Annotated in this window: 18 protein-coding genes; 13 read left to right on the top strand and 5 right to left on the bottom strand. The window is 61.8% G+C overall.

The window, feature by feature from the left end:
• Positions 1–141 precede the first annotated feature (141 nt).
• The 9 genes from olsA (at position 142) to trmB (ending at position 10,361) form a co-directional block, all read left to right on the top strand.
• Entirely contained in the window at positions 142–966 is an 825-nt protein-coding gene (olsA, locus tag ILFOPFJJ_RS13830) for a lyso-ornithine lipid O-acyltransferase (RefSeq protein ID WP_173511099.1), read from the top strand.
• Between the two features lie 55 nt (positions 967–1,021).
• Complete coding sequence (gene miaB / locus ILFOPFJJ_RS13825; RefSeq protein WP_173511098.1) at positions 1,022–2,422, top strand: tRNA (N6-isopentenyl adenosine(37)-C2)-methylthiotransferase MiaB; 1,401 nt, start codon at positions 1,022–1,024, stop codon at positions 2,420–2,422.
• A 27-nt stretch (positions 2,423–2,449) separates the two neighbouring features.
• Complete coding sequence (locus ILFOPFJJ_RS13820) at positions 2,450–3,505, top strand: PhoH family protein (RefSeq protein ID WP_173511097.1); 1,056 nt, start codon at positions 2,450–2,452, stop codon at positions 3,503–3,505.
• 190 nt (positions 3,506–3,695) lie between these two features.
• The gene (ybeY, locus tag ILFOPFJJ_RS13815) at positions 3,696–4,202 is read left to right on the top strand and encodes an rRNA maturation RNase YbeY (protein WP_173511096.1); all 507 of its coding nucleotides are present in this window, start codon (positions 3,696–3,698) and stop codon (positions 4,200–4,202) included.
• Between the two features lie 12 nt (positions 4,203–4,214).
• Positions 4,215–5,381 carry a hemolysin family protein gene (locus ILFOPFJJ_RS13810; protein WP_173511095.1) on the top strand — a complete coding sequence of 389 codons (1,167 nt, stop codon included), beginning with the start codon at positions 4,215–4,217 and terminating at the stop codon, positions 5,379–5,381.
• A gap of 400 nt (positions 5,382–5,781) precedes the next feature.
• Entirely contained in the window at positions 5,782–7,377 is a 1,596-nt protein-coding gene (gene lnt / locus ILFOPFJJ_RS13805; RefSeq protein WP_173511094.1) for an apolipoprotein N-acyltransferase, read from the top strand.
• 147 nt (positions 7,378–7,524) lie between these two features.
• Positions 7,525–7,938, top strand: a complete 414-nt coding sequence (locus ILFOPFJJ_RS13800) for a helix-turn-helix domain-containing protein (RefSeq protein ID WP_173511093.1) — start codon at positions 7,525–7,527, stop codon at positions 7,936–7,938.
• 287 nt (positions 7,939–8,225) lie between these two features.
• Complete coding sequence (metK, locus tag ILFOPFJJ_RS13795; RefSeq protein ID WP_173511092.1) at positions 8,226–9,509, top strand: methionine adenosyltransferase; 1,284 nt, start codon at positions 8,226–8,228, stop codon at positions 9,507–9,509.
• A 153-nt stretch (positions 9,510–9,662) separates the two neighbouring features.
• Complete coding sequence (trmB, locus tag ILFOPFJJ_RS13790; protein ID WP_173511091.1) at positions 9,663–10,361, top strand: tRNA (guanine(46)-N(7))-methyltransferase TrmB; 699 nt, start codon at positions 9,663–9,665, stop codon at positions 10,359–10,361.
• Positions 10,362–10,448: 87 nt separating this feature from the next.
• Here the strand turns inward: trmB and ILFOPFJJ_RS13785 are convergent, their stop codons facing one another.
• Together ILFOPFJJ_RS13785 and ILFOPFJJ_RS13780 are read right to left on the bottom strand one after the other, a co-directional pair.
• On the bottom strand, positions 10,449–10,706 hold the full coding sequence (locus ILFOPFJJ_RS13785; RefSeq protein ID WP_136506763.1) for a BQ00720 family protein: 258 nt from the start codon (positions 10,704–10,706) through the stop codon (positions 10,449–10,451).
• Between the two features lie 47 nt (positions 10,707–10,753).
• Positions 10,754–11,185, bottom strand: a complete 432-nt coding sequence (locus ILFOPFJJ_RS13780) for an Hsp20 family protein (RefSeq protein WP_173511090.1) — start codon at positions 11,183–11,185, stop codon at positions 10,754–10,756.
• Positions 11,186–11,443: 258 nt separating this feature from the next.
• On the opposite strand from ILFOPFJJ_RS13780, the gene ILFOPFJJ_RS13775 reads away from it, so the two are divergent.
• A complete protein-coding gene (locus ILFOPFJJ_RS13775; protein WP_173511089.1) occupies positions 11,444–12,388 on the top strand; it encodes a nucleoside hydrolase in 945 nt (314 codons plus the stop codon).
• A gap of 159 nt (positions 12,389–12,547) precedes the next feature.
• Here ILFOPFJJ_RS13775 and ILFOPFJJ_RS13770 read toward each other — a convergent pair whose 3' ends face one another.
• The 3 genes from ILFOPFJJ_RS13770 to ILFOPFJJ_RS13760 form a co-directional block, all read right to left on the bottom strand.
• The gene (locus ILFOPFJJ_RS13770) at positions 12,548–14,935 is read right to left on the bottom strand and encodes a methyl-accepting chemotaxis protein (protein ID WP_173511088.1); all 2,388 of its coding nucleotides are present in this window, start codon (positions 14,933–14,935) and stop codon (positions 12,548–12,550) included.
• Positions 14,936–15,237: 302 nt separating this feature from the next.
• Positions 15,238–16,137 (bottom strand): ribokinase, encoded by a 900-nt coding sequence (locus ILFOPFJJ_RS13765; protein ID WP_173511087.1) that lies wholly within the window; start codon positions 16,135–16,137, stop codon positions 15,238–15,240.
• A gap of 50 nt (positions 16,138–16,187) precedes the next feature.
• A complete protein-coding gene (locus tag ILFOPFJJ_RS13760; RefSeq protein WP_173511086.1) occupies positions 16,188–17,378 on the bottom strand; it encodes a DNA recombination protein RmuC in 1,191 nt (396 codons plus the stop codon).
• A gap of 151 nt (positions 17,379–17,529) precedes the next feature.
• Between ILFOPFJJ_RS13760 and def the strand changes: the two genes are divergently transcribed.
• The 3 genes from def to truA all read left to right on the top strand — a co-directional run bounded on the left by def (position 17,530) and on the right by truA (position 19,947).
• Complete coding sequence (def, locus tag ILFOPFJJ_RS13755; RefSeq protein ID WP_173511512.1) at positions 17,530–18,054, top strand: peptide deformylase; 525 nt, start codon at positions 17,530–17,532, stop codon at positions 18,052–18,054.
• Positions 18,055–18,271: 217 nt separating this feature from the next.
• On the top strand, positions 18,272–19,204 hold the full coding sequence (gene fmt / locus ILFOPFJJ_RS13750) for a methionyl-tRNA formyltransferase (RefSeq protein WP_173511085.1): 933 nt from the start codon (positions 18,272–18,274) through the stop codon (positions 19,202–19,204).
• Positions 19,204–19,947 (top strand): tRNA pseudouridine(38-40) synthase TruA, encoded by a 744-nt coding sequence (gene truA, locus ILFOPFJJ_RS13745; RefSeq protein WP_173511084.1) that lies wholly within the window; start codon positions 19,204–19,206, stop codon positions 19,945–19,947. Before fmt ends, truA begins: the two co-directional genes overlap by 1 nt.
• The last annotated feature ends 30 nt before the right edge of the window (positions 19,948–19,977 follow it).

The following is a 19,977-nucleotide window of genomic DNA, read 5'->3' as shown; positions in this document are numbered from 1 at the left end:
CGATTCACGACATGGTCGGGTGCGCATTCCCTTCTGGAATGCGCACGGCTGCGTTTCAAAAACAGTGGGCGCTCTGGCAGTTCGACTGGCGGCGCCGAGTGATGCGGATTGTAAGATGAGCGGCTTGGAAAGCCTTCGCAGATGATCAATTGGGTCCGCGTCGCCCTGTGCGGCATCCTGCTTGTGCTGATCTCGCTCGTACTGATGCCGGTGCAGATCTTTTGCCTGTGGCTGGACCTGAAGCCGCGGCGGTGGCTGCCGCGGTTCTGGCATCGTGTGGCATGCCTGTTGCTCGGGCTTCGCGTTCGCGTTCACGGTGAGCCCGAACGCCGTCGCCCGCTGCTGCTCAGCGCCAATCACGTGTCCTGGAAGGACATTCTGGTGCTGTCTTCCGTGGCCGACGTCGTCTTCGTCGCCAAATCCGAGGTGAAGACCTGGCCCGTCTTTGGCCTTCTCGCCCGTTTGCAGGCCTCCATATTCGTCGAGCGCGACCAGAAGCGCACGACGGGCAATCAGGTGAACGAGATCGGCCGAAGGCTCGCCGATGGCGAAATCGTCGTGCTCTTCCCGGAAGGCACGACGTCCGACGGCAACCGCCTGCTGGACATCAAGACGTCGCTGTTCGGAGCAGCGGCCTCCGCCGTTCCACATTCGCCGACCGGGGTGGTCCATGTCCAGCCTCTGGCCATTTCCTACACCGGCATCCATGGCATGCCCATGGGGCGCTACAACCGGCCGATCGCCGCATGGCCGGGCGACACCGGCCTGCTGCCGCATCTTTTTGGCGTGCTGAGGGAAGGCGCGCTGGACGTGGATGTCGATTTCGGCGAGGCGGTGGACTATGACCGCCATGCCAACCGGAAGGACGTGAGCCGCACGATCGAGCAGCGCATTCGCAGCATGCTGTCGGATCGTCTGAGGGGGCGGCCGAGGGTAGACCGGGACGTCGCGCCCGTCGAACCGTAGTGAGCCGCGCCAAAAATGCTTCAACTTTGGGCCGCCATGCACTAAAGAACGCCGCATGACCCAGGAAACAGCTCTTCTGTCGAAAACGCCGGTGCCGGGCGAGGAACATGCACCTTCGCGCAAGGTCTTCGTCAAGACCTATGGCTGCCAGATGAACGTCTACGATTCCGACCGCATGTCGGATGCGCTCTCGCGCGACGGTTATGTTTCGACGGACGTTCTCGAGGAGGCCGATTTCGTCCTGCTCAATACCTGCCATATCCGCGAGAAGGCGGCTGAAAAGGTCTATTCCGAGCTTGGCCGGCTGCGCGAGCTGAAGAAGGAGAAGGCGCGCGAGGGCCGCGAAATGGTCATCGGCGTCGCGGGCTGCGTCGCGCAGGCCGAAGGCGACGAAATCCTTCGCCGTGCGCCAGCGGTCGACCTCGTCATCGGACCGCAGACCTATCACCGTCTGCCGGAAGCGCTAAAGCGCGCACGAGGGGGCGAGCGCGTCGTCGAAACGGATTATGCGATCGAGGATAAGTTTGAACACCTGCCGGCGCCGGACAAGGCGAAGACCCGCGCCCGCGGCGTCACCGCCTTCCTGACGGTGCAGGAAGGATGCGACAAATTCTGCACCTTCTGCGTGGTGCCCTATACGCGCGGATCGGAAGTATCGCGACCGGTGGCGCAGATCGTTGCTGAGGCCGAAAGGCTGGTCGAAAGCGGGGTGCGCGAAATCACCCTGCTTGGGCAGAACGTCAATGCCTGGCACGGAGCCGGACCGGACGACCGCGACTGGGGCCTGGGCGATCTCCTCATCCGCCTTGCGGAGATCGAAGGTCTCGCGCGCCTGCGCTATACGACCAGTCATCCGCGCGACATGGACGACAGCCTGATAGAGGCGCATCGGTCGATGACCAAGCTGATGCCTTACCTGCATTTGCCGGTCCAGTCGGGGTCGGATCGCATCCTGAAGGCGATGAACCGGCGTCACACCGCCGCCGAATACCTCGCCTTGATAGATCGCATCCGCACCGCCCAGCCCGACCTTGCCCTCTCGGGCGATTTCATCGTAGGCTTCCCCGGTGAGACCGACGAAGACTTCGAGGATACCATGCGTCTCGTGGAGGCGGTGGGTTATGCACAGGCATTTTCCTTCAAGTATTCGACCCGTCCGGGCACGCCGGGGGCCGAGCTCAAGGATCAGGTTCCTGAGGACGTGAAGGCCAAGCGACTGGAAAGATTGCAGACTTTGCTTATCAAGCAGCAGCGCGACTTCGCCCAGGCATGCGTGGGACGGGAGATCGACCTGCTTTTGGAAAAAACCGGCCGCATGCCCGGCCAGCTCGTCGGTCGTTCGCCGTGGCTGCAGCCTGTGAATGTTGATGCAAAAGCATCGCAAATCGGTGACATTGTCAGAGTACGAATCATCAAAGCCGGGCCCAACAGCCTTTTCGCCGAGATGATCGGATAAGGGACCGAGAGCGAGGAGCCTAACCGCTTGAATGGACACGAATTGATTTCTTCATCATCGCGCCAGTCCAAAACATCTGCGACAGACGCCAATCACTTCGTGCTCACTTTCGAGAACAACCGCTTTGCCAGCGAACTTTTCGGCCAATTCGACCAGAACCTGAAGCTGCTCGAAGAGCGCCTGCGCATCGACGCCAGGCCGCGCGGAAATTCCGTCGCCATTTCGGGCGATGTGGTGGCGACAAACCAGGCGCGGCGCGCTCTCGACTATCTCTACGGAAGATTGCAGAGTGGCGGATCGATCGATACGTCCGACGTCGAAGGCGCGATCCGTATGGCGGTCGCTGCCGACGACCAGTTGCAGTTGCCGACAATGGAACGCAAAGCCAAGTTGACGATGGCGCAGATTTCGACGCGCAAAAAGACCATCGCTGCGCGCACGCCGATGCAGGATGCCTATATCCGTGCGCTCGAGCGGTCCGAGCTCGTCTTCGGCGTCGGGCCGGCCGGTACCGGCAAGACCTATCTTGCCGTCGCCCATGCGGCTCAGTTGCTCGAGCGTGGCGCAGTCGATCGCATCATCCTTTCGCGGCCGGCCGTCGAAGCCGGCGAACGCCTGGGCTTCCTGCCGGGCGACATGAAGGAAAAGGTCGATCCTTATCTCAGGCCGCTTTACGACGCGCTTTACGACATGATGCCGGGCGATAAGGTCGAGCGGGCGATCACCGCCGGCGTGATTGAGATCGCGCCGCTCGCCTTCATGCGTGGGCGAACGCTCGCCAATGCCGCCGTCATTCTCGATGAGGCCCAGAACACGACATCGATGCAGATGAAGATGTTCCTGACGCGTCTCGGCGAAAACGGCCGGATGATCGTCACCGGCGATCCCAGCCAGGTCGACCTGCCGCGCGGTGTCAAATCGGGCCTCGTGGAGGCGCTGCAAATTCTCCATGGCGTGGAGGGCGTTTCGGTGATCCGCTTCAAGGATGTCGATGTCGTCCGCCATCCGATGGTGGCGAGGATCGTCAGGGCCTATGAAAGCCACACGGCGGTTCACGACGAAAGCGAGCAGAGCGATCGCTAGTCCTGATTATCGCGTGATTTGTCCGAAAACCGGGTTCCACTTTTCGGATCACGCTTTAGAGCGGGATGAGGAGAAGTGAATGCGGTTTTCCGCCCGCATCCCGCTCTGTTTGTTGGAATCGATCACGTTTATGATTTTTGGGTCGAATCGACCCAAAATCATCGTGATCTAACGGCGGTTCGTTGCAAACATGACAGCCTTGGATATCCAGATCAGCGTCGAGGAAGGGGACTGGCCGTCGGAGGACGAGCTGCAGTCCTTCTCGGCGCGCATTCTCGAGGCGGCGGCGGATTTCCTCGTGAGCGAGGAAAAGCAGCCCTTTCCGCCGGATCCGCCGGAACTCTCTTTGATCTTCACCGATGATGTGTCGATGCAGGCAATCAATGCCGAATGGCGAGGCCAGGACAAGCCGACCAATGTGCTGTCTTTTCCCGCTTTTCCCGTGACCCCGGGCAAGATGCCGGGGCCGATGCTCGGCGATATCATCGTTGCCTATGAAACGCTGAAGCGCGAAGCGGCCGAACTGGAGAAGCCGTTTGACACGCATCTGACGCACCTTCTCGTCCATGGATTCCTGCACCTTTTCGGGTATGATCATCTGGAAGACGACGAGGCGGAAAGAATGGAAGGCCTGGAGACTCGCATTTTGGCGCGTCTTGGCCTATCTGATCCATACGGGGACAGATCCCCGGATTGATAGTTTGGAACGATGAGCGACATCAACACACAGCCGGCCGCTGTTGCGGCCGAGGAAGCGGAAGCTTCCGGAGAAGCCGAGGCGGGCAGTAGTAGTACCGCCGCCCCCCGACAGGAGGGCAGCAAATCCACAACCTCCTTCTGGAGCCGCGCCGCGCGCCTCCTGCGCGGGGCAAGCCCGTCGAGCCTGCGCGAAGATCTCGCCGACGCATTGATGACGGACGCGGACAGCAACGCCGCGTTCTCGCCCGAAGAACGGGCGATGCTCAACAACATCCTGCGTTTCCGCGAGGTTCGCGTCGAAGACGTGATGGTGCCGCGCGCCGATATCGAGGCCGTGGACCAGAGCATCACGATCGGCGAACTCATGGTCATCTTCGAGGAGTCGGGGCGCTCGCGCATGCCGGTCTACAACGAGGGCCTGGATGATCCGCGCGGCATGGTGCATATCCGCGACCTTCTCGCCTATGTGACCAAGCAGGCCCGCAACCGGCGGCGCAACGGCAAGGCGCAGCCCATGGCCTCGGCCGAGAGGACGGAAAAGGCGCCGCGTCAACAGAGGGCGGGTTTTGACCTCTCTCGCGTCGATCTTGGAAAAACGGTCGAGGAGGCCGGCATCGTTCGCCAGCTCCTGTTCGTGCCGCCGTCCATGCTGGCTTCGGATCTGATGCAGCGGATGCAGGCCGCGCGCATCCAGATGGCCCTCGTCATCGATGAGTATGGCGGCACGGACGGTCTCGTGTCGCTGGAGGACATCGTCGAGATGGTCGTCGGCGATATCGAAGACGAGCATGACGATGAGGAGGTCATGTTCGCGCGCACCACGGATGATATCTTCGTCGCCGATGCCCGCGTCGAGCTAGAGGAGATCGCCGAAGCGATCGGCCCGGATTTCGATGTGCGCGAACAGATCGAAGACGTCGACACGCTGGGCGGGCTGGTGTTCGCTTCGCTCGGGCGCATCCCGGTTCGCGGCGAGGTGGTCCAGGCCATCCCCGGTTTCGAATTTCAGATCCTCGATGCCGACCCCCGGCGCGTCAAACGCGTGCGCATCATGCGCAAGCGGCCGCTCGCCCGCCGCCGGGTGGTGAAGGCAGAGAAGGAGATGCCATCTGAAACGCCGCCGGCCGGTCGCGACACCGAGGTCCGTGCCGGACCACCGCCGACATCCGAGCAATAGCAGTTCCGGCGGTCGCGGCGTGCCGCCGTCCCATCCCGGCTGTAAAGCAATTCCCGGAAAAGTGTGCAGCGGTTTTCCGTCCGGCCTTGCATAGGTTCGGTTAGATCATTTCACTGTTTCATTGAAACAATGCAATAATCTGCAACGCCGCGCGTCTTATCAGACGCGCAAAGGACGCTGTAGCATTTTGAATTGCTGCTTTTTTTGTCCTTGAATCGACAACGACTTAAGGAAACATGCAGTAATATCGGCGTCAAAATCGCTCTCGATTTTTGCCGCGATGCTGTGCTGTGCAACGCCTGGACGGGGGACAAGCAGCCGCTTTTTTGGAACACTGCCGCCGATTGATTCGGTCGTTTTTCCTGCGCAGGATCGCGGTCCTGCGCCTATTGGAGGCTGTATGAGTAGGCTGGCAGGCAGGATTATGCTCCTCTCCGGAGTGTCGAGGGTGTTCATCGCCTTCCTCGCGGGGCTCTTGACGGTTCTCACCCAACCACCGTTCGGTATCTTCGCGGCCGCTTTCGTCTCATTTCCCGTCCTCGTCTGGCTGATCGACGGCGCACCGGGCGATCCTGAACGGGGGCTGCTCGGACGGCTTTGGCCGGCCCTGTCGATCGGCTGGAGCTTCGGGTTCGGCTATTTCCTTGGCGGCCTCTGGTGGCTTGGCAACGCCCTGTTGATCGAGGCGGATCTCTTTGCCTGGGCCCTGCCGCTCGCCGTTGTCGGTCTGCCTGCCGTTCTCGCGCTCTTCTATGCCTTTGCAGTCGCATTGGCGCGTTGCATCTGGTCCGACGGCATGGGCAGGATAGCCGCGCTTGCATTCGGCTTCGGCATCGCGGAATGGCTCCGCGGGTTTCTCTTCACCGGCTTTCCCTGGAATGCCATCGGCTATGCCCTGATGCCGATGCCACTGATGATGCAATCGGCGAGCGTCGTAAACCTTGCGACGATCAACATGGTCGCTGTCTTCGTGTTTGCGGCCCCCGCTCTCATCGCCACAGGAAAGGGTGCGCGTGCAGGCCTCGCAGTCGCCGTGGTGCTCTTTGCCGCGCACCTCGCCTTCGGCTTCTATCGACTTGCCCAGCCGGCGCCTCAACCGTTAACGCCTGAGCTGACCGTGCGCCTCGTTCAGCCGGTGGTCGATCAGGCGATGAAGCTGGACGACAGGGAACGCGCGTCGGTCTTCGAGGAGCATCTCGCTCTCACGACCGTGCCGGGGCAGGACGGGGGCAAACGCCCGGACATCATCGTTTGGCCGGAAACTTCGATCCCGTTCATACTGACGGACAACCCGGACGCGCTCGCCCGTATCGCAGAGATCCTGGAGGAGGGGCAAGTCCTTATCGCCGGTGCCGTTCGCGTCGAGGATGCCGGGGCGGGCCTGCCGCGGCGCTTTTACAATTCGATCTACGCGATTGATGATCGCGGCCAGATCATCGGCGCCGCCGACAAGGTTCACCTCGTCCCCTTCGGCGAATATCTGCCGTTCGAGGATGTTCTTGCCTCCTGGGGGCTGAGCGCTGTCGCCGCCTCGATGCCTGGCGGCTTTTCGCCTGCCCAGACCCGCACGCTTCTCACGCTGCCGGGCGGCAGGACGGCTTATCCGCTTATCTGCTACGAAGCGATCTTCTCCGATGAGATCGAGGGCAACGCCCGGCTTGCCGATATCCTGCTCAACATTACCAACGACGCCTGGTTCGGCGACACACCTGGCCCGCGCCAGCATTTCCATCAGGCGCGGCTTCGCACAGTCGAGACCGGCACACCGATGATCAGGGCGGCCAACAACGGTATATCAGCAATTGTTGATGCACGTGGTGTTTTAGTGGTAGGATTGGGATACAATTACAAGGGGGTCACAGACACAATTCTGCCGGGAAAAATGCTTAGTGTAACCGATGCCGCTACGCGCGGTCGGATTTTCTGGTTGGCAGCCGGAATGCTCTTTCTGGTTGCAGCATTTTCGCGCACTGGTTTTAATATTAGGAAGAATTGACCTAAAACCCCTAAAATTGCATAGTGACCAGATCCATCAACCTTCACCTGCGAGTGGAGCTCTTGTTTTGCCGATATGGTTGCGACAGGGCGCTCTGTTCGATGCCAGGTTGCAGGTACCCGAAACAGCGTGTTTAGGAACGCGGACATGATTGAAAACAAGAAGAAGCCGAACCCGATCGACATTCATGTCGGTAGCAGGATTCGCCTCCGCCGGACGATGCTGGGTATGAGCCAGGAAAAACTCGGTGAAGCCCTGGGGATTACCTTCCAGCAGATCCAGAAATACGAGAAGGGAACAAACCGCGTCGGCGCCAGCCGCTTGCAGAACATTTCCTCCATTCTCAATGTCCCGGTGTCGTTCTTCTTCGAGGATGCTCCGGGCGAGGGCGCCGCCTCCGGCATGGCCGAGGCCTCCAGCTCAAACTATGTGGTTGATTTCCTGTCGTCCTCCGAGGGCCTCCAACTCAACCGTGCCTTCGTCAAGATTTCCGACCCGAAGGTGCGCCGGAAACTGGTGGACCTGGTGAAGGCGCTGGCCGCCGAGGCGGAAAGCGAATAGCCGGGGCATTTCACCGATCTAAAAGCAAAGCGGCCCGAGTGCCGCTTTTTTTGTGCGGTCCACCGCTACGGCCAGCGCGTCTCATCAGACGCTCAAATCACGCTGCAGCATCTTGAGCCTCCGCATGTTTCAGCCCTTGAATCGGCTACCGTTTGAGGAAGCATGCAGCGGCTGAATTCAGGTTGTAATATCGATATAAAGATATATTTATGTCGTTGTTCGCTTGTTTTTCGACCGCAAAACCACTAACACGTTCGCACCGCTTTTTCATTGAGGGGACTTCCCGCATGCGCGCAAACTACCTGTTCACGAGTGAATCCGTAGCCGAAGGTCATCCGGATAAGGTGTGTGACCGTATTTCCGACGAGATCGTCGATCTGGTCTACCGCGAGGCGGCGAAAACCGGCGTCGATCCTTGGGGTGTGCGCATTGCCTGTGAGACGCTGGCGACGACGAACCGCGTCGTGATCGCCGGCGAAGTCCGCCTGCCGCCGAGCCTGCTGAAGAAGGACAAGAACGGCAACGAGGTCATCAATCCGTCGAAGTTCAAGTCGGCCGCCCGCAAGGCGATCCGCGACATCGGTTATGAGCAGGACGGTTTCCACTGGAAGACGGCGAAGATCGACGTGCTCCTGCACTTCCAGTCCGCTCATATCGCGCAAGGCGTTGACAACGCTTCCGACAAGCAGGGCGAGGAAGGTGCCGGCGACCAAGGCATCATGTTCGGCTACGCCTGCCGTGAGACGTCCGAGCTGATGCCGGCGCCGCTTTATTACTCACACCGCATCCTGCAGACGCTCGCTGCTGCCCGCAAGAAGGGCGAAGGCGAAGTCGCCAAGCTCGGCCCGGACGCCAAGAGCCAGGTGACCGTGCGCTATGTCGACGGCAAGCCGAGGGAAGTTACCTCGATCGTGCTTTCGACGCAGCATCTCGACGACAGCTGGGATTCCGCCAAGGTCCGCTCCGTTGTCGAGCCGTATATCCGCGAAGCGCTTGCCGATCTGAAGATCTCCGACGATTGCACCTGGTACATCAACCCGACCGGCAAGTTCGTCATCGGCGGACCGGACGGTGACGCTGGCCTCACCGGCCGCAAGATCATCGTCGACACCTATGGCGGCGCAGCGCCGCATGGCGGTGGCGCCTTCTCGGGCAAGGACACGACCAAGGTCGACCGCTCGGCCGCCTATGCCGCGCGCTATCTGGCGAAGAACGTCGTTGCCGCCGGCCTTTCCGACCGCTGCACGATCCAGCTCGCCTACGCCATCGGTGTCGCCCAGCCGCTGTCGATCTATGTCGATCTGCATGGCACCGGCAAGGTCTCGGAAGACCAGGTCGAAAGCGCCATCCGCAAGACGATGGACCTTTCGCCGACGGGCATCCGGCGTCACCTCGACCTCAACAAGCCGATCTACGCCAAAACCGCCGCCTACGGCCATTTCGGCCGCAAGGCCGGCCGCGATGGTTCGTTCTCCTGGGAAAAGCTCGATCTGGTGAAGCCGCTGAAGGAAGCGATCGATCTCGACGCCGCAGCTTTCTCCGAACAGCGAGCGCCGGGTCGCGCTGCATAACGCCGCAGTCGACGCGGCCTTGGACGAGGTCGCAGGCGTCGAAAAAATATTGCAATGGCCGGGTGCGCTGCTATTCAGGCGTACCATATTGCAGGATCAAGAGCGGATGCTCCGGACTGGAGTGTCCGCTTTGCTCTTTGAAGGAAGATCGTGATGACTGAACCGCGCCGCGCCAGAGCCACGGAGGCATTCTTTGGCCGCCGCAAGGGCAAGCCCTTGCGTGAACGCCAGGCAGCCCATCTCGAGCATCTGCTGCCCTCACTGCGGCTCGATCTCGCGCAGCACGCGCCGGCCGAACTCACGACACTCTTTCCGCAGCCGGTGAAGCGCATTCGCCTGGAAATCGGTTTCGGAGGTGGGGAGCATCTCGTTCACCGTGCCGCCGAGGATCCTGCAACCGGTTTCATCGGCGTCGAGCCTTTCGTCAACTCGATGGCGAAGCTGCTCGGACAGATCGAAGCGCGAGAGCTCGCGAATGTCCGGCTGTATGACGACGACGCAACGCAGGTGCTGGACTGGCTGCCGGACGCTTCCGTCGACTACATCGACCTGCTCTATCCCGATCCCTGGCCGAAGCGGAAGCATTGGAAGCGGCGCTTCGTTTCCAAGGTCAACTTGGATCGCTTCGCCCGCATCCTGAAGCCCGGCGGCCTCTTCTGCTTCGCCTCCGACATCGACACCTATGTCAATTGGACGCTCATCCATTGCCGCGATCACGCAGCCTTCGAGTGGACGGCGGAGAAAGCAGCAGATTGGCTCACGCCTTTCGCAGGTTGGCCGAGCACGCGCTACGAGGCCAAGGCGCGCCGCGAGGGGCGGAGTTCCGCCTATCTCACCTTTCGCCGTGTCTAGGACTTGCTATGTTTTCCCCTCACCCTACCCCTCTCTCGCAGGAGAGGCCGGATGAGGGGCCAAATTCAGGTGATTCGCTTCAGCCGCTCAATGAAGGCTGACGGTGCGAAGATCGTCCTCGGCCGCTTTGAAGAAGGTGCTGGACCGGTTGTCGGTCAAAAGGATCGGCGTGCCGTCGGCGCCGAACAAGGCCCACAGGTCGATTCCGGGTCCCATCTCGGGTGCTTCCGGGAAACAACGGGAGACCTCCTCCGAACGCATCTTGCGGATATAGCCGACTTCGCCCTCGCCAAGATGTGCAAGGTCGTTTTTCGACAGCGATGTGTTGATGGCTTTCAGTCCCATGGTGACACTCCGTGGTCGCCGGGTAGGGGAAAATCCCGCCGGTTATCCTACTCTGGGACGGAAATGTTAATTTTCTTTACCATACGAACCGGTTCGGGCCGCACGAGGTCCACCGAGAGGAGACCATTGCGCAGTTCGGCGCCGAGAACCCTCATGCCGTCGGCGAGAACAAAGGTGCGCTGGAACTGCCGGGCGGCAATGCCGCGATGCAGGTAGTCCCGTTCGCCGACATCGACCTGGCGGCCGCGAATCACCAATTGGTTTTCTTCCGTCGTGACGTCCAGGTCCTCTTCGGAGAAACCGGCGACCGCGAGCGTTATCCGCAACCGTTCCGGCGCATCGGAAGATGCGTCGCCGCGAATGCGCTCGATGTTATAGGGTGGATACCCGTCGTTGCCCTTGGCGATGCGCTCAAGGGTCTTTTCCATGGTGTCGAAGCCCAGCAGAAGCGGGCTGGTAAAGGGCGTAATCCTGCTCATTTCCCAAGTCCTTGCAGCTCAAGCGACCATCATGCGGACCTGCCAAGCAGCATCCACGCTGCAATATGGTAGCTGTGCGCAACGAGTGCAAGCCGCTTGCCTAGGCTGCGCGCGCAAATCATAGTTCGCTGCGCCAAATCAGAGCGGGAAGGTAAATGTGAGCGGTTTTCCGTCCGAATCCTGCTTCAATGTCGTAGAATCGGCCACGTTCGCGGATTAACGAGATCCGGATTATCGTGAGCCAGGAGGGTGGAGAAAGTGTCGAACGCAAGAAAGATAATCATAGACACCGATCCCGGGCAGGACGATGCAGCCGCCATCATGCTCGCCCTCGGCAGTCCAGAGGAGATCGACCTTCTGGGCATCACCACTGTCGCGGGTAACGTTCCGCTTTCGCTGACAGCCCGGAACGCGCGCATCGTTTGCGAGCTTTGCAACAGGACCGATGTGAAGGTGTACGCGGGCGCCGAGCGCCCGGTCGCGCGACCTCTGGTGACAGCCGAGCATGTCCACGGCAAGACAGGGCTCGACGGTCCGGTGTTGGCAGAGCCGACGATGCCGCTGCAGGAGCTGCACGCCGTCGACTTCATCATCGAGACCCTGCTCGCCGAGGATGCGGGCACGGTTACGCTCTGCACGCTCGGCCCCTTGACCAACATCGCGCTTGCCCTGACGAAGGCGCCGGAAATCGCGCCGCGGATAAGTGAACTCGTGATGATGGGTGGAGGGTTCTTCGAGGGCGGCAACATCACGCCGGCGGCGGAATTCAACATTTATGTCGATCCGGAGGCTGCCGAAATCGTCTTCCGCTCGGGCATCCCGATCGTGATGATGCCGCTCGACGTGACGCACCGCGTCCTGACCCACAAGGCCCGGGTCCAGAAGATCCGCGAGATCGGCAGTCCCGCGGCGATCGCGATGGCCGAAATGCTGGAGTTCTTCGAACGCTTCGACATCGAAAAATATGGGACGGACGGTGGTCCGCTGCATGATCCGACGGTGGTCGCCTATCTGCTGCGGCCGGAACTGTTCACCGGGCGCGACTGCAATGTCGAGATCGAGACGACGTCCGCCCTGACGGCCGGCATGACCGTCGTCGACTGGTGGCAGGTGACCGGCCGCGAGCACAATGCCAAGGTGATGCGCCACATCGACGATCAGGGCTTTTTCGATCTCCTGACGGACCGCCTGGCGCGCATCTGACGGGCACATGGCGGCGCAGCCAAGATCAATTACTCCTGCAATGAACACGGCTCCTCTCGGGCGCCGTCTTGCTCTTCGTTCTAGACGAAGTCTTTGAAAGGACGCAATTCCGGGCGGAAAACCGTTACACACTTTTCCTGGAATTGCTTTATCGTGGGCTCAGAACTCTTCCCAATTGTCCTGGGCGAGCGCGTTGGCGCCGGACGTGTGCGCAATGACGCGCTGTGTCGATGCCGAGTAGCCGCTGCGCGGTTGCGCCGGGCGGCTGTCCTTGGCGGCAGCCGAAGGAGAGGCGGGACGCTCGGCCTCGCGCATCCGTTCGGCTGCACCACGCAGCATCTCGGAAGAAGACTGGGCGGGCGCCTGCTGAGCGACCCGGAAACGGGAAACCAGCGTGCTCAGTGCGCCGGCTTCGTCGTTCAACGCCATGCTGGCGGCCGTGGTTTCTTCGACCATCGCGGCGTTTTGCTGGGTCACCTGATCCATCTGGTTAACGGCCGAGTTGATCTCCTTCAGGCCGACCGCCTGTTCCGAGGCGGAACTTGAGATCTGGCGGATCAGACCGTTGATCTGCACCACCTGCTCGGCGATCTTCTCGAGCGCACTGCCCGCCTTTCCGACGAGATCCACGCCTTCACGGACCTGGCCCGCGGAGGTGTTGATCAGCGCCTTGATCTCCTTCGCAGCATTTGCCGAGCGCTGGGCGAGTTCGCGGACCTCCTGGGCGACGACCGCAAATCCCTTGCCGGCGTCGCCGGCGCGGGCAGCCTCGACGCCCGCGTTGAGCGCCAGAAGATTTGTCTGGAAGGCGATCTCATCAATGACGCCAATGATCCGGCTGACTTCGTGCGAGGATTGCTCGATGCCCTGCATGGCGGCGATCGCCTTCTGCACGACCTCGCCCGACTGCTCGGCGTCGCTGCTCGCCACCTCGACCGATTTTGCCGCGACTTTGGCATTCTCGGCGCTGGCGTGCACCTGCGAAGTGAGCTGGTCGAGGGCGGCCGCGGTTTCTTCAAGGCTCGCGGCCTGCTGTTCGGTCCGGTGCGACAGGTCGTTGGCCGCATTGCTGATTTCGGAGGTGCCGCTGCCGATGTTGACGACCGAATGGTTGACGGTCCGGATGGTCTCCTCGAGGCTCTCCATCGTCGCGTTGAAGTCACGCTTCAGCTGCGCGTATTCACCGGGGAATTCGTCGGTGATGCGGAAGGCGAGGTCACCGGCCGACAGATGCGACAGGCCCTTGCCGAGTCGGGCAACGATGTCGCGCTGGAGGGCGCTGCTCTCGGCGCGCTCGGTTTCCGAGCGGCTGCGCTGCAGTTCCGCCTGTTCGCGCTCGTGGCGGGCTTCCCCTTCGAGACGCCTGGTGTCGGCGAGCTGATGGCGGAAGCCTTCGAGCGCCTTGGCGACCGAACCGGTTTCGTCGGAGCGCTCCTGGCCAGCGATCGGTTTTGTGTAGTCACCGTTGCTGAGCGTCTGAACGTCGCTCACGAGGCCGGCGAGCGGTTTCTGCACGAAGCCGCGAACGGCGAAATAGAGACCGACGAGCACGGCACCAAGGACGACGAGGCCGCCGACGATCATCATGTAGGTCTGGTCGCGGACCGGCGCGTTGATCGCTGCGCGCGGCACATCGACGAGCACCACCCAGTTGGCGTTCACGTTCGGCAGTTTGAAGGGATAGACGACACGATCGAAGGGTTCGTTTCCGTCATAGGCGAGATTCCTGATCGTGCCTGACGTCGCCGATGACAGGGCATTCTTGACGACATCGGCACCTTCGCCTTCATAGTCCTTCATCAGCAGATCGGGGATCGGCGAAACAAGCCATTTGCCGCTCTGCGAAAGCAGATAGACTCGGCCCGAGCCGAAAGGCTTGAGCTTTGCTAGGTCATCGGCGAGAGCGGCGAGCGAAATGTCGACGCCCGCGACGCCGATCAGCTTGCCGTCGGACATCACCGGATAGGCGATCGAGCTCATCGTGGTCGGGACGTCGGTTCCTTCCGCAAGGTAGGGCTGGGTGATCGCGCCCTTGCCGCTCTTGGCGGCCAGGCTGTACCACTCGGCGGCGTAATCCGCCTTGAAGGTCGAGAATTGCGCTTCGCCGTTGCGGTTCTTCGACCAGTAGGGCGTGAAGACGCCTTGCTCGTTGCCGCCGAGTTCCTTGTTGTTGACGACGTCTTCCTGGCGCCCGTCATAGGCCTTCGCTTCTTCGGCGAACCAGCTGCCGAAGGCAAAGCTGTGCTGCTCGAGATTGGCCTTCAAGAGATTGATCGCACCGACGCGATCGGTCGATTTTCCGGCGTGGCCCCGGCCAAGCACGCCGGACATGGTGCGTGCTGCGGCAGCGAGTTCGCCGACGCTTCCCGCAATGTCGGAAGCGATGGCTCTCGCTTCGGCTTGGGCTCCGTCGAAGACCAGTGTCTCGACGCGATCCTGTGTCTGGGAGATGAGAACGAAATTCGAGGCGAGCAGCACGAGTGCGATCGTACCGCCTGTCACAGCGATCAGTTTGGTCGCCAGTGATTTGGCTTGGAACTTGAACATGAAATCCTCACATACTGAGAGGTCCGCGGGCTTGCTGCCCACGGCGTGACGCATTCCGAATTGTGGGGTGAAACTCCATCATGGAGCGCCAGATGCCAACCGGCACGAAGGAGGCGGTCAAACCTGATCGCGGTCGACCTTCTCATGCATCTGAATAGAGGATCAAATCTTAAGATCCGGCCAACACCGAAGCTTGAATCATGGTCGCGAACGCAAATTCGGCGGTCTGAGTTTAACCGGCGCGACATGGGCTGTCGGGTTTGCGAAGCGGGCGCATATGGGCCGCAAAAAGGGCGCGCCGCTCAGAGTCGAGCCGCGACCTCGGTTGCCAGCGGTATTGCCGGTTGCGCGCCAGGCTTGAGGCAGGCGAGCGATCCGGCGACCGCCGCCTGCCGCAGCGCGTCGGCGAAGGCCAGTCCCGCATCGAGCCCTGCGGCAAGATAGCCGCAGAAGGTGTCGCCGGCGCCGACGGTGTCGACCGGTTCGACGGTCAAACCCTTGGCGCGGTGAACGGCACCATCGTGAATGGCGATCACGCCTTCGGCGCCGAGCGTCACGATCACGGTCTGCCCGGTCTCTTGGTGGAGTTGTTTCATCGCCGCCTCGCGCGCAGCGGCGTCGATGCCGCTTCTGCCGGCCAGCAGCTCGAATTCGGTTTCGTTGGCGATCACGGTGTCTGCTATGCGGCCGAGGCGGGCGGCCTCCGGCGTCAGCGGCGCAATGTTGATGATGGAGCGGATGTCACGACGTTTGGCCTCCGCAAGCGCCTTCTCGACGGTGGCCTCCGGAATTTCAAGCTGCAGCATCAATGTGTCGCCGGCTGACATAGTTTCGAGCGCCGTCATTGCGTCGCTCTCGCTCACCGTCGCATTGGCGCTGGCGACGACGACGATGACGTTTTCGCCATCGCCGCCTACGATGATATGCGCCGTTCCGGTCGGGGCATCGACCGTCTTTGTAAGACTGAGATCGGCGCCAGCCTCTTTGAGCAGCGCCAGAGCGCCTTCGGCGAAACTGTCGGAGCCAACGGCGCCGGCCATGCGCACCGATGCGCCGGCACGACGAGCGGCTAGCGCCTGGTTCGCGCCCTTGCCGCCGGCGGCGGTCGAGAAGCCGGTTCCGGCGACGGTCTCGCCGGGCTTCGGCAGGCGCGCGGTGGTGGCGATCAGGTCCATGTTGATGGACCCAAGGACAGTGATCATATGGAGCTTCCCGTCGGATTATTGATTTTCGCGAAGAGTGCCCGACCGCGTCAGTCCTCGTCAACCACCCGCAGCTTCAATTGCCCCATCCGGTTGTCCATCGGCCGACCGTTCTTGTCGCCCTGCCCGGGTTCGGCCTCCGCCGCAAGTTCCAGGGCTTCGATCTTGGCGCCGCGCCGGGTGAGCTTGTCTGATGATATGAGGATATCGTCGACGTCCTTCTGGGTCATCGCGAAATGGCCCTGAAGCTTGCGCACACGTTCGTCGAGGCGCGAAAGGTCCTCCATCAGGCGCACGACTTCGCCCTGGATCAGGTGCGCCTGCTCGCGCATGCGGGCATCCTTCAGGATTGCCTGGATCACCTGGATCGACAAAAGCAGAAGCGACGGCGAGACGATGACGATGCGCTGGCGATGCGCCTTCTGCACGATCGCCTCAAAGTGCTCGTGGATCTCGGCGAAGATCGATTCGGAGGGAACGAAGAGGAAGGCCGTGTCCTGCGTTTCTCCCGGCAAAAGGTATTTGCCGGCGATATCGCGGATATGCACCTCCATGTCGCGGCGGAAGGCCTGCGCCGCCTGCTGCCGCCGTTCGGCCGTCGCAGCGTCGCGCATGGCGTTCCAGGCTTCGAGCGGAAACTTTGCATCGATGACCAGCGGCGGCTGGCCATTCGGCATGCGGATGGTGCAGTCCGGACGCGCGCTGTTGGAGAGCGTCGCCTGAAAGGCGAAGGCGCCCACCGGCAGCCCGTCGGCAACGATCGCTTCCATGCGCGACTGGCCGAAGGCCCCGCGCGTCTGCTTGTTTGCCAGAATGCTCTGCAGCCCGGCCATGTCCTTGGCCAACGACTGTATGTTGTTCTGGGCGTTGTCGATCACGGCGAGCCGCTCCTGCAGGCGGCGGAGGTTTTCGTGCGTCGCTTTCGTCTGCTCGCTGATCGAAGTGCCGATCCGGTGCGTCATCCCGTCGATGCGCTGGCTGAGGGACTGGTTGAGTTCCGCCTGGCGCGTGCCGAAAACTTCGGTCATGGCGGCGATCCGGCCCTGCAATTCCGTCTGCGCGGCAAGGAGCGTTGCCATCTGCTCGTCTCGCTCGTCGGCGCGGGCCGACCGCGCGCGGCGCGCAAGCATGAGGCTCGCGAGCATCATGAGAACGGCGGCCGTGACGAGATGACCGGCTGTAACGGGCAGGGCGCCGATGAGAAACAGGGGCTGGTCGAAGGAAAAGGATATGGGCTCCATGGCGGCAGCCTAACAGATTCGCGCCCGAAGACCAGATCAAAACAAGAACAAACATGTCGCGGCTTTCGCAAGCAGCAAGCGGCGGTTTGTGCGATCTTTGCCGGAGGCAATGTTCTTGCGCGCAAGCGGAAAGATCGGCTATGGGATCAGCATGACGATCAAGCCGCTAATCATTCTTCCCGATCCGGTTCTGCGCCAGGTGTCCAAGCCGGTGGAGACCGTCGACGACGACATCCGTCGCCTGGCCGACGACATGCTGGAAACCATGTACGATGCGCCGGGCATCGGCCTTGCCGCAATCCAGATCGGCGTACCGAAGCGCCTCCTGGTTCTCGACGTGTCGAAGGAAGACGAGGAGAAGAGCCCGCTCGTTTTCATCAATCCAAAAATCGTCAGGTCCTCCGATGAGCGCTCGGTCTACGAGGAAGGCTGCCTGTCGATCCCGGACTACTACGCGGAGGTGGAACGCCCGGCCGCAATCACCGTCGAATATCTCGATCGCCAAGGCAAGGAGAAGACGGTCGAGGCGGACGGCTTGCTTGCCACCTGCCTGCAGCACGAGATCGATCACCTGAACGGTGTTCTGTTCATCGACCATATCTCCAAGCTCAAACGGGATATGGTGATCCGCAAGTTCACCAAGGCAGCCAAGACACGCGGCGCCAAGGCGATCTGACATCTACTGCATGAGTCCTCAACCGCAATCGGTTTGAGGACAAAATGCTACAGCGACGTTTGCGCGTCTGATAAGACGCGCGGCGCCGTAGAGCGGGATGAGGAAAGCTGTGCGCGGTTTTCCGCCCGCATCCTGCTCTCACTATTCGCGGGAGCGCCTGCGCGTCGGCGCCAAAATCGTGGGCGCAGCCTGATTTCGAGAGACGGAGTTTGCCGCCTTGCCGCTTCGCATCATCTTCATGGGAACGCCGGAATTCTCGGTACCGACACTTGTCGCGCTGGCCGCAGGCCATGAGATCGTAGCCGTCTACACGCAGCCGCCGCGTCCCGGCGGACGGCGCGGTCTCGACCTGCAGAAATCGCCTGTCCATCAGGCGGCAGAACTTCTCGGCGTTCCGGTTCTGACCCCGCTGAATTTCAAGAATGCGGCCGATCGTGAAGCCTTCCGCAAGTTCAATGCCGATGTCGCCGTCGTTGTCGCCTATGGCCTGCTCCTGCCCGAGGAAATCCTCTCGGGAACGAGGCACGGCTGCTACAACGGACATGCGTCGCTCCTGCCGCGCTGGCGGGGCGCAGCGCCCATCCAGCGCGCGATCATGGCCGGTGACCACGAGACCGGCATGATGGTGATGAAGATGGACAAGGGGCTCGATACCGGTCCGGTCGCGCTCACCAAGGCTGTCGTGATCGGCGAGACGATGACCGCCGGCGAACTGCACGACAAGCTGATGCAGGTTGGAGCGACTTTGATGAAAGAGGCGATGGCCAAGCTCGAAGCGGGCGATTTGCCGCTGACGCCGCAGCCGGAAGTGGGCGCAGTCTATGCCGCCAAGATCAGCAAGGCCGAGACCCGCATCGATTTCACCAAGCCGGCGAGCGAAGTGCACAACCATATTCGCGGCCTTTCGCCTTTTCCCGGCGCCTGGTTCGAGCTGACGATCGGCGGGAAACTTGAACGGATAAAGGTGCTGCATTCCGAAAAGGCCAAGGGAACCGGCGCGCCGGGCACGGTATTGGACGAGGCGTTGACCATCGCCTGCGGCGACGGCGCGGTCCGGCCGACCCGGTTGCAGAAGGCCGGCGGCAAGCCGCTCGAGGTCGCCGAGTTCCTGCGCGGAACGCCTGTCGCGGCCGGCACGAGGATCGCCTGATGCCGCGCTATCGCCTGACCGTCGAATATGACGGCTCCGATTATGTCGGCTGGCAGCGCCAGGAAAACGGTCCCTCCGTCCAGGGTGCGATCGAGAAAGCGATCCTGTCGCTGACCGGCGAGACGGTCTCCGTCCGTGGCGCGGGACGCACTGATTCCGGCGTTCACGCCATGGGGCAGGTGGCGCATGCCGATCTCACACGCCAATGGAAGACGCACACGCTGCGCAACGCGCTCAATGCCCATCTGACGCTTGCCGGCGAGCGTGTCTCGATTCTCGACGCGCTTGAAGCGCCACCGGAGTTCGACGCCCGCTTCTCGGCGCTTCGCCGCCACTATCTCTATCGCATCATCTCCCGCCGCTCGCCGCTGGCGCTTGAGGCACGGCGTGCCTGGTGGGTGCCGAAGACGCTCGACCATGAGGCGATGCATGAGGCGGCGCAGCGGCTGGTCGGCTACCACGACTTCACCACCTTCCGCTCCGCCCACTGTCAGGCAACGAGCCCGTTGCGCACGCTCGACCGGCTGGACGTGACGCGAACGGGAGATCTCATCGAGATCCGCGCGACGGCCCAGAGCTTTCTGCACAATCAGATTCGCTCCTTCGCCGGCTCGCTGAAGCTGGTCGGCGAAGGCAAGTGGACGCCGGACGATCTGCAGGCTGCGCTCGAAGCGCGCAACCGGAAGGCCTGCGGGCCAGTTGCCCCGCCCGACGGCCTCTATTTCATGCAGGTGGATTATTGATCGTCGTCAGGCGCGGTCTTTGATGCCTCG

Origin of the sequence: Sinorhizobium psoraleae (assembly GCF_013283645.1) — a bacterium.
In the GTDB taxonomy this organism is placed as follows: Bacteria; Pseudomonadota; Alphaproteobacteria; order Rhizobiales; family Rhizobiaceae; genus Sinorhizobium; species Sinorhizobium psoraleae.
Note: the sequence above shows the minus strand (reverse complement) of the source record. Positions and strands in the feature narration are given on the sequence as shown.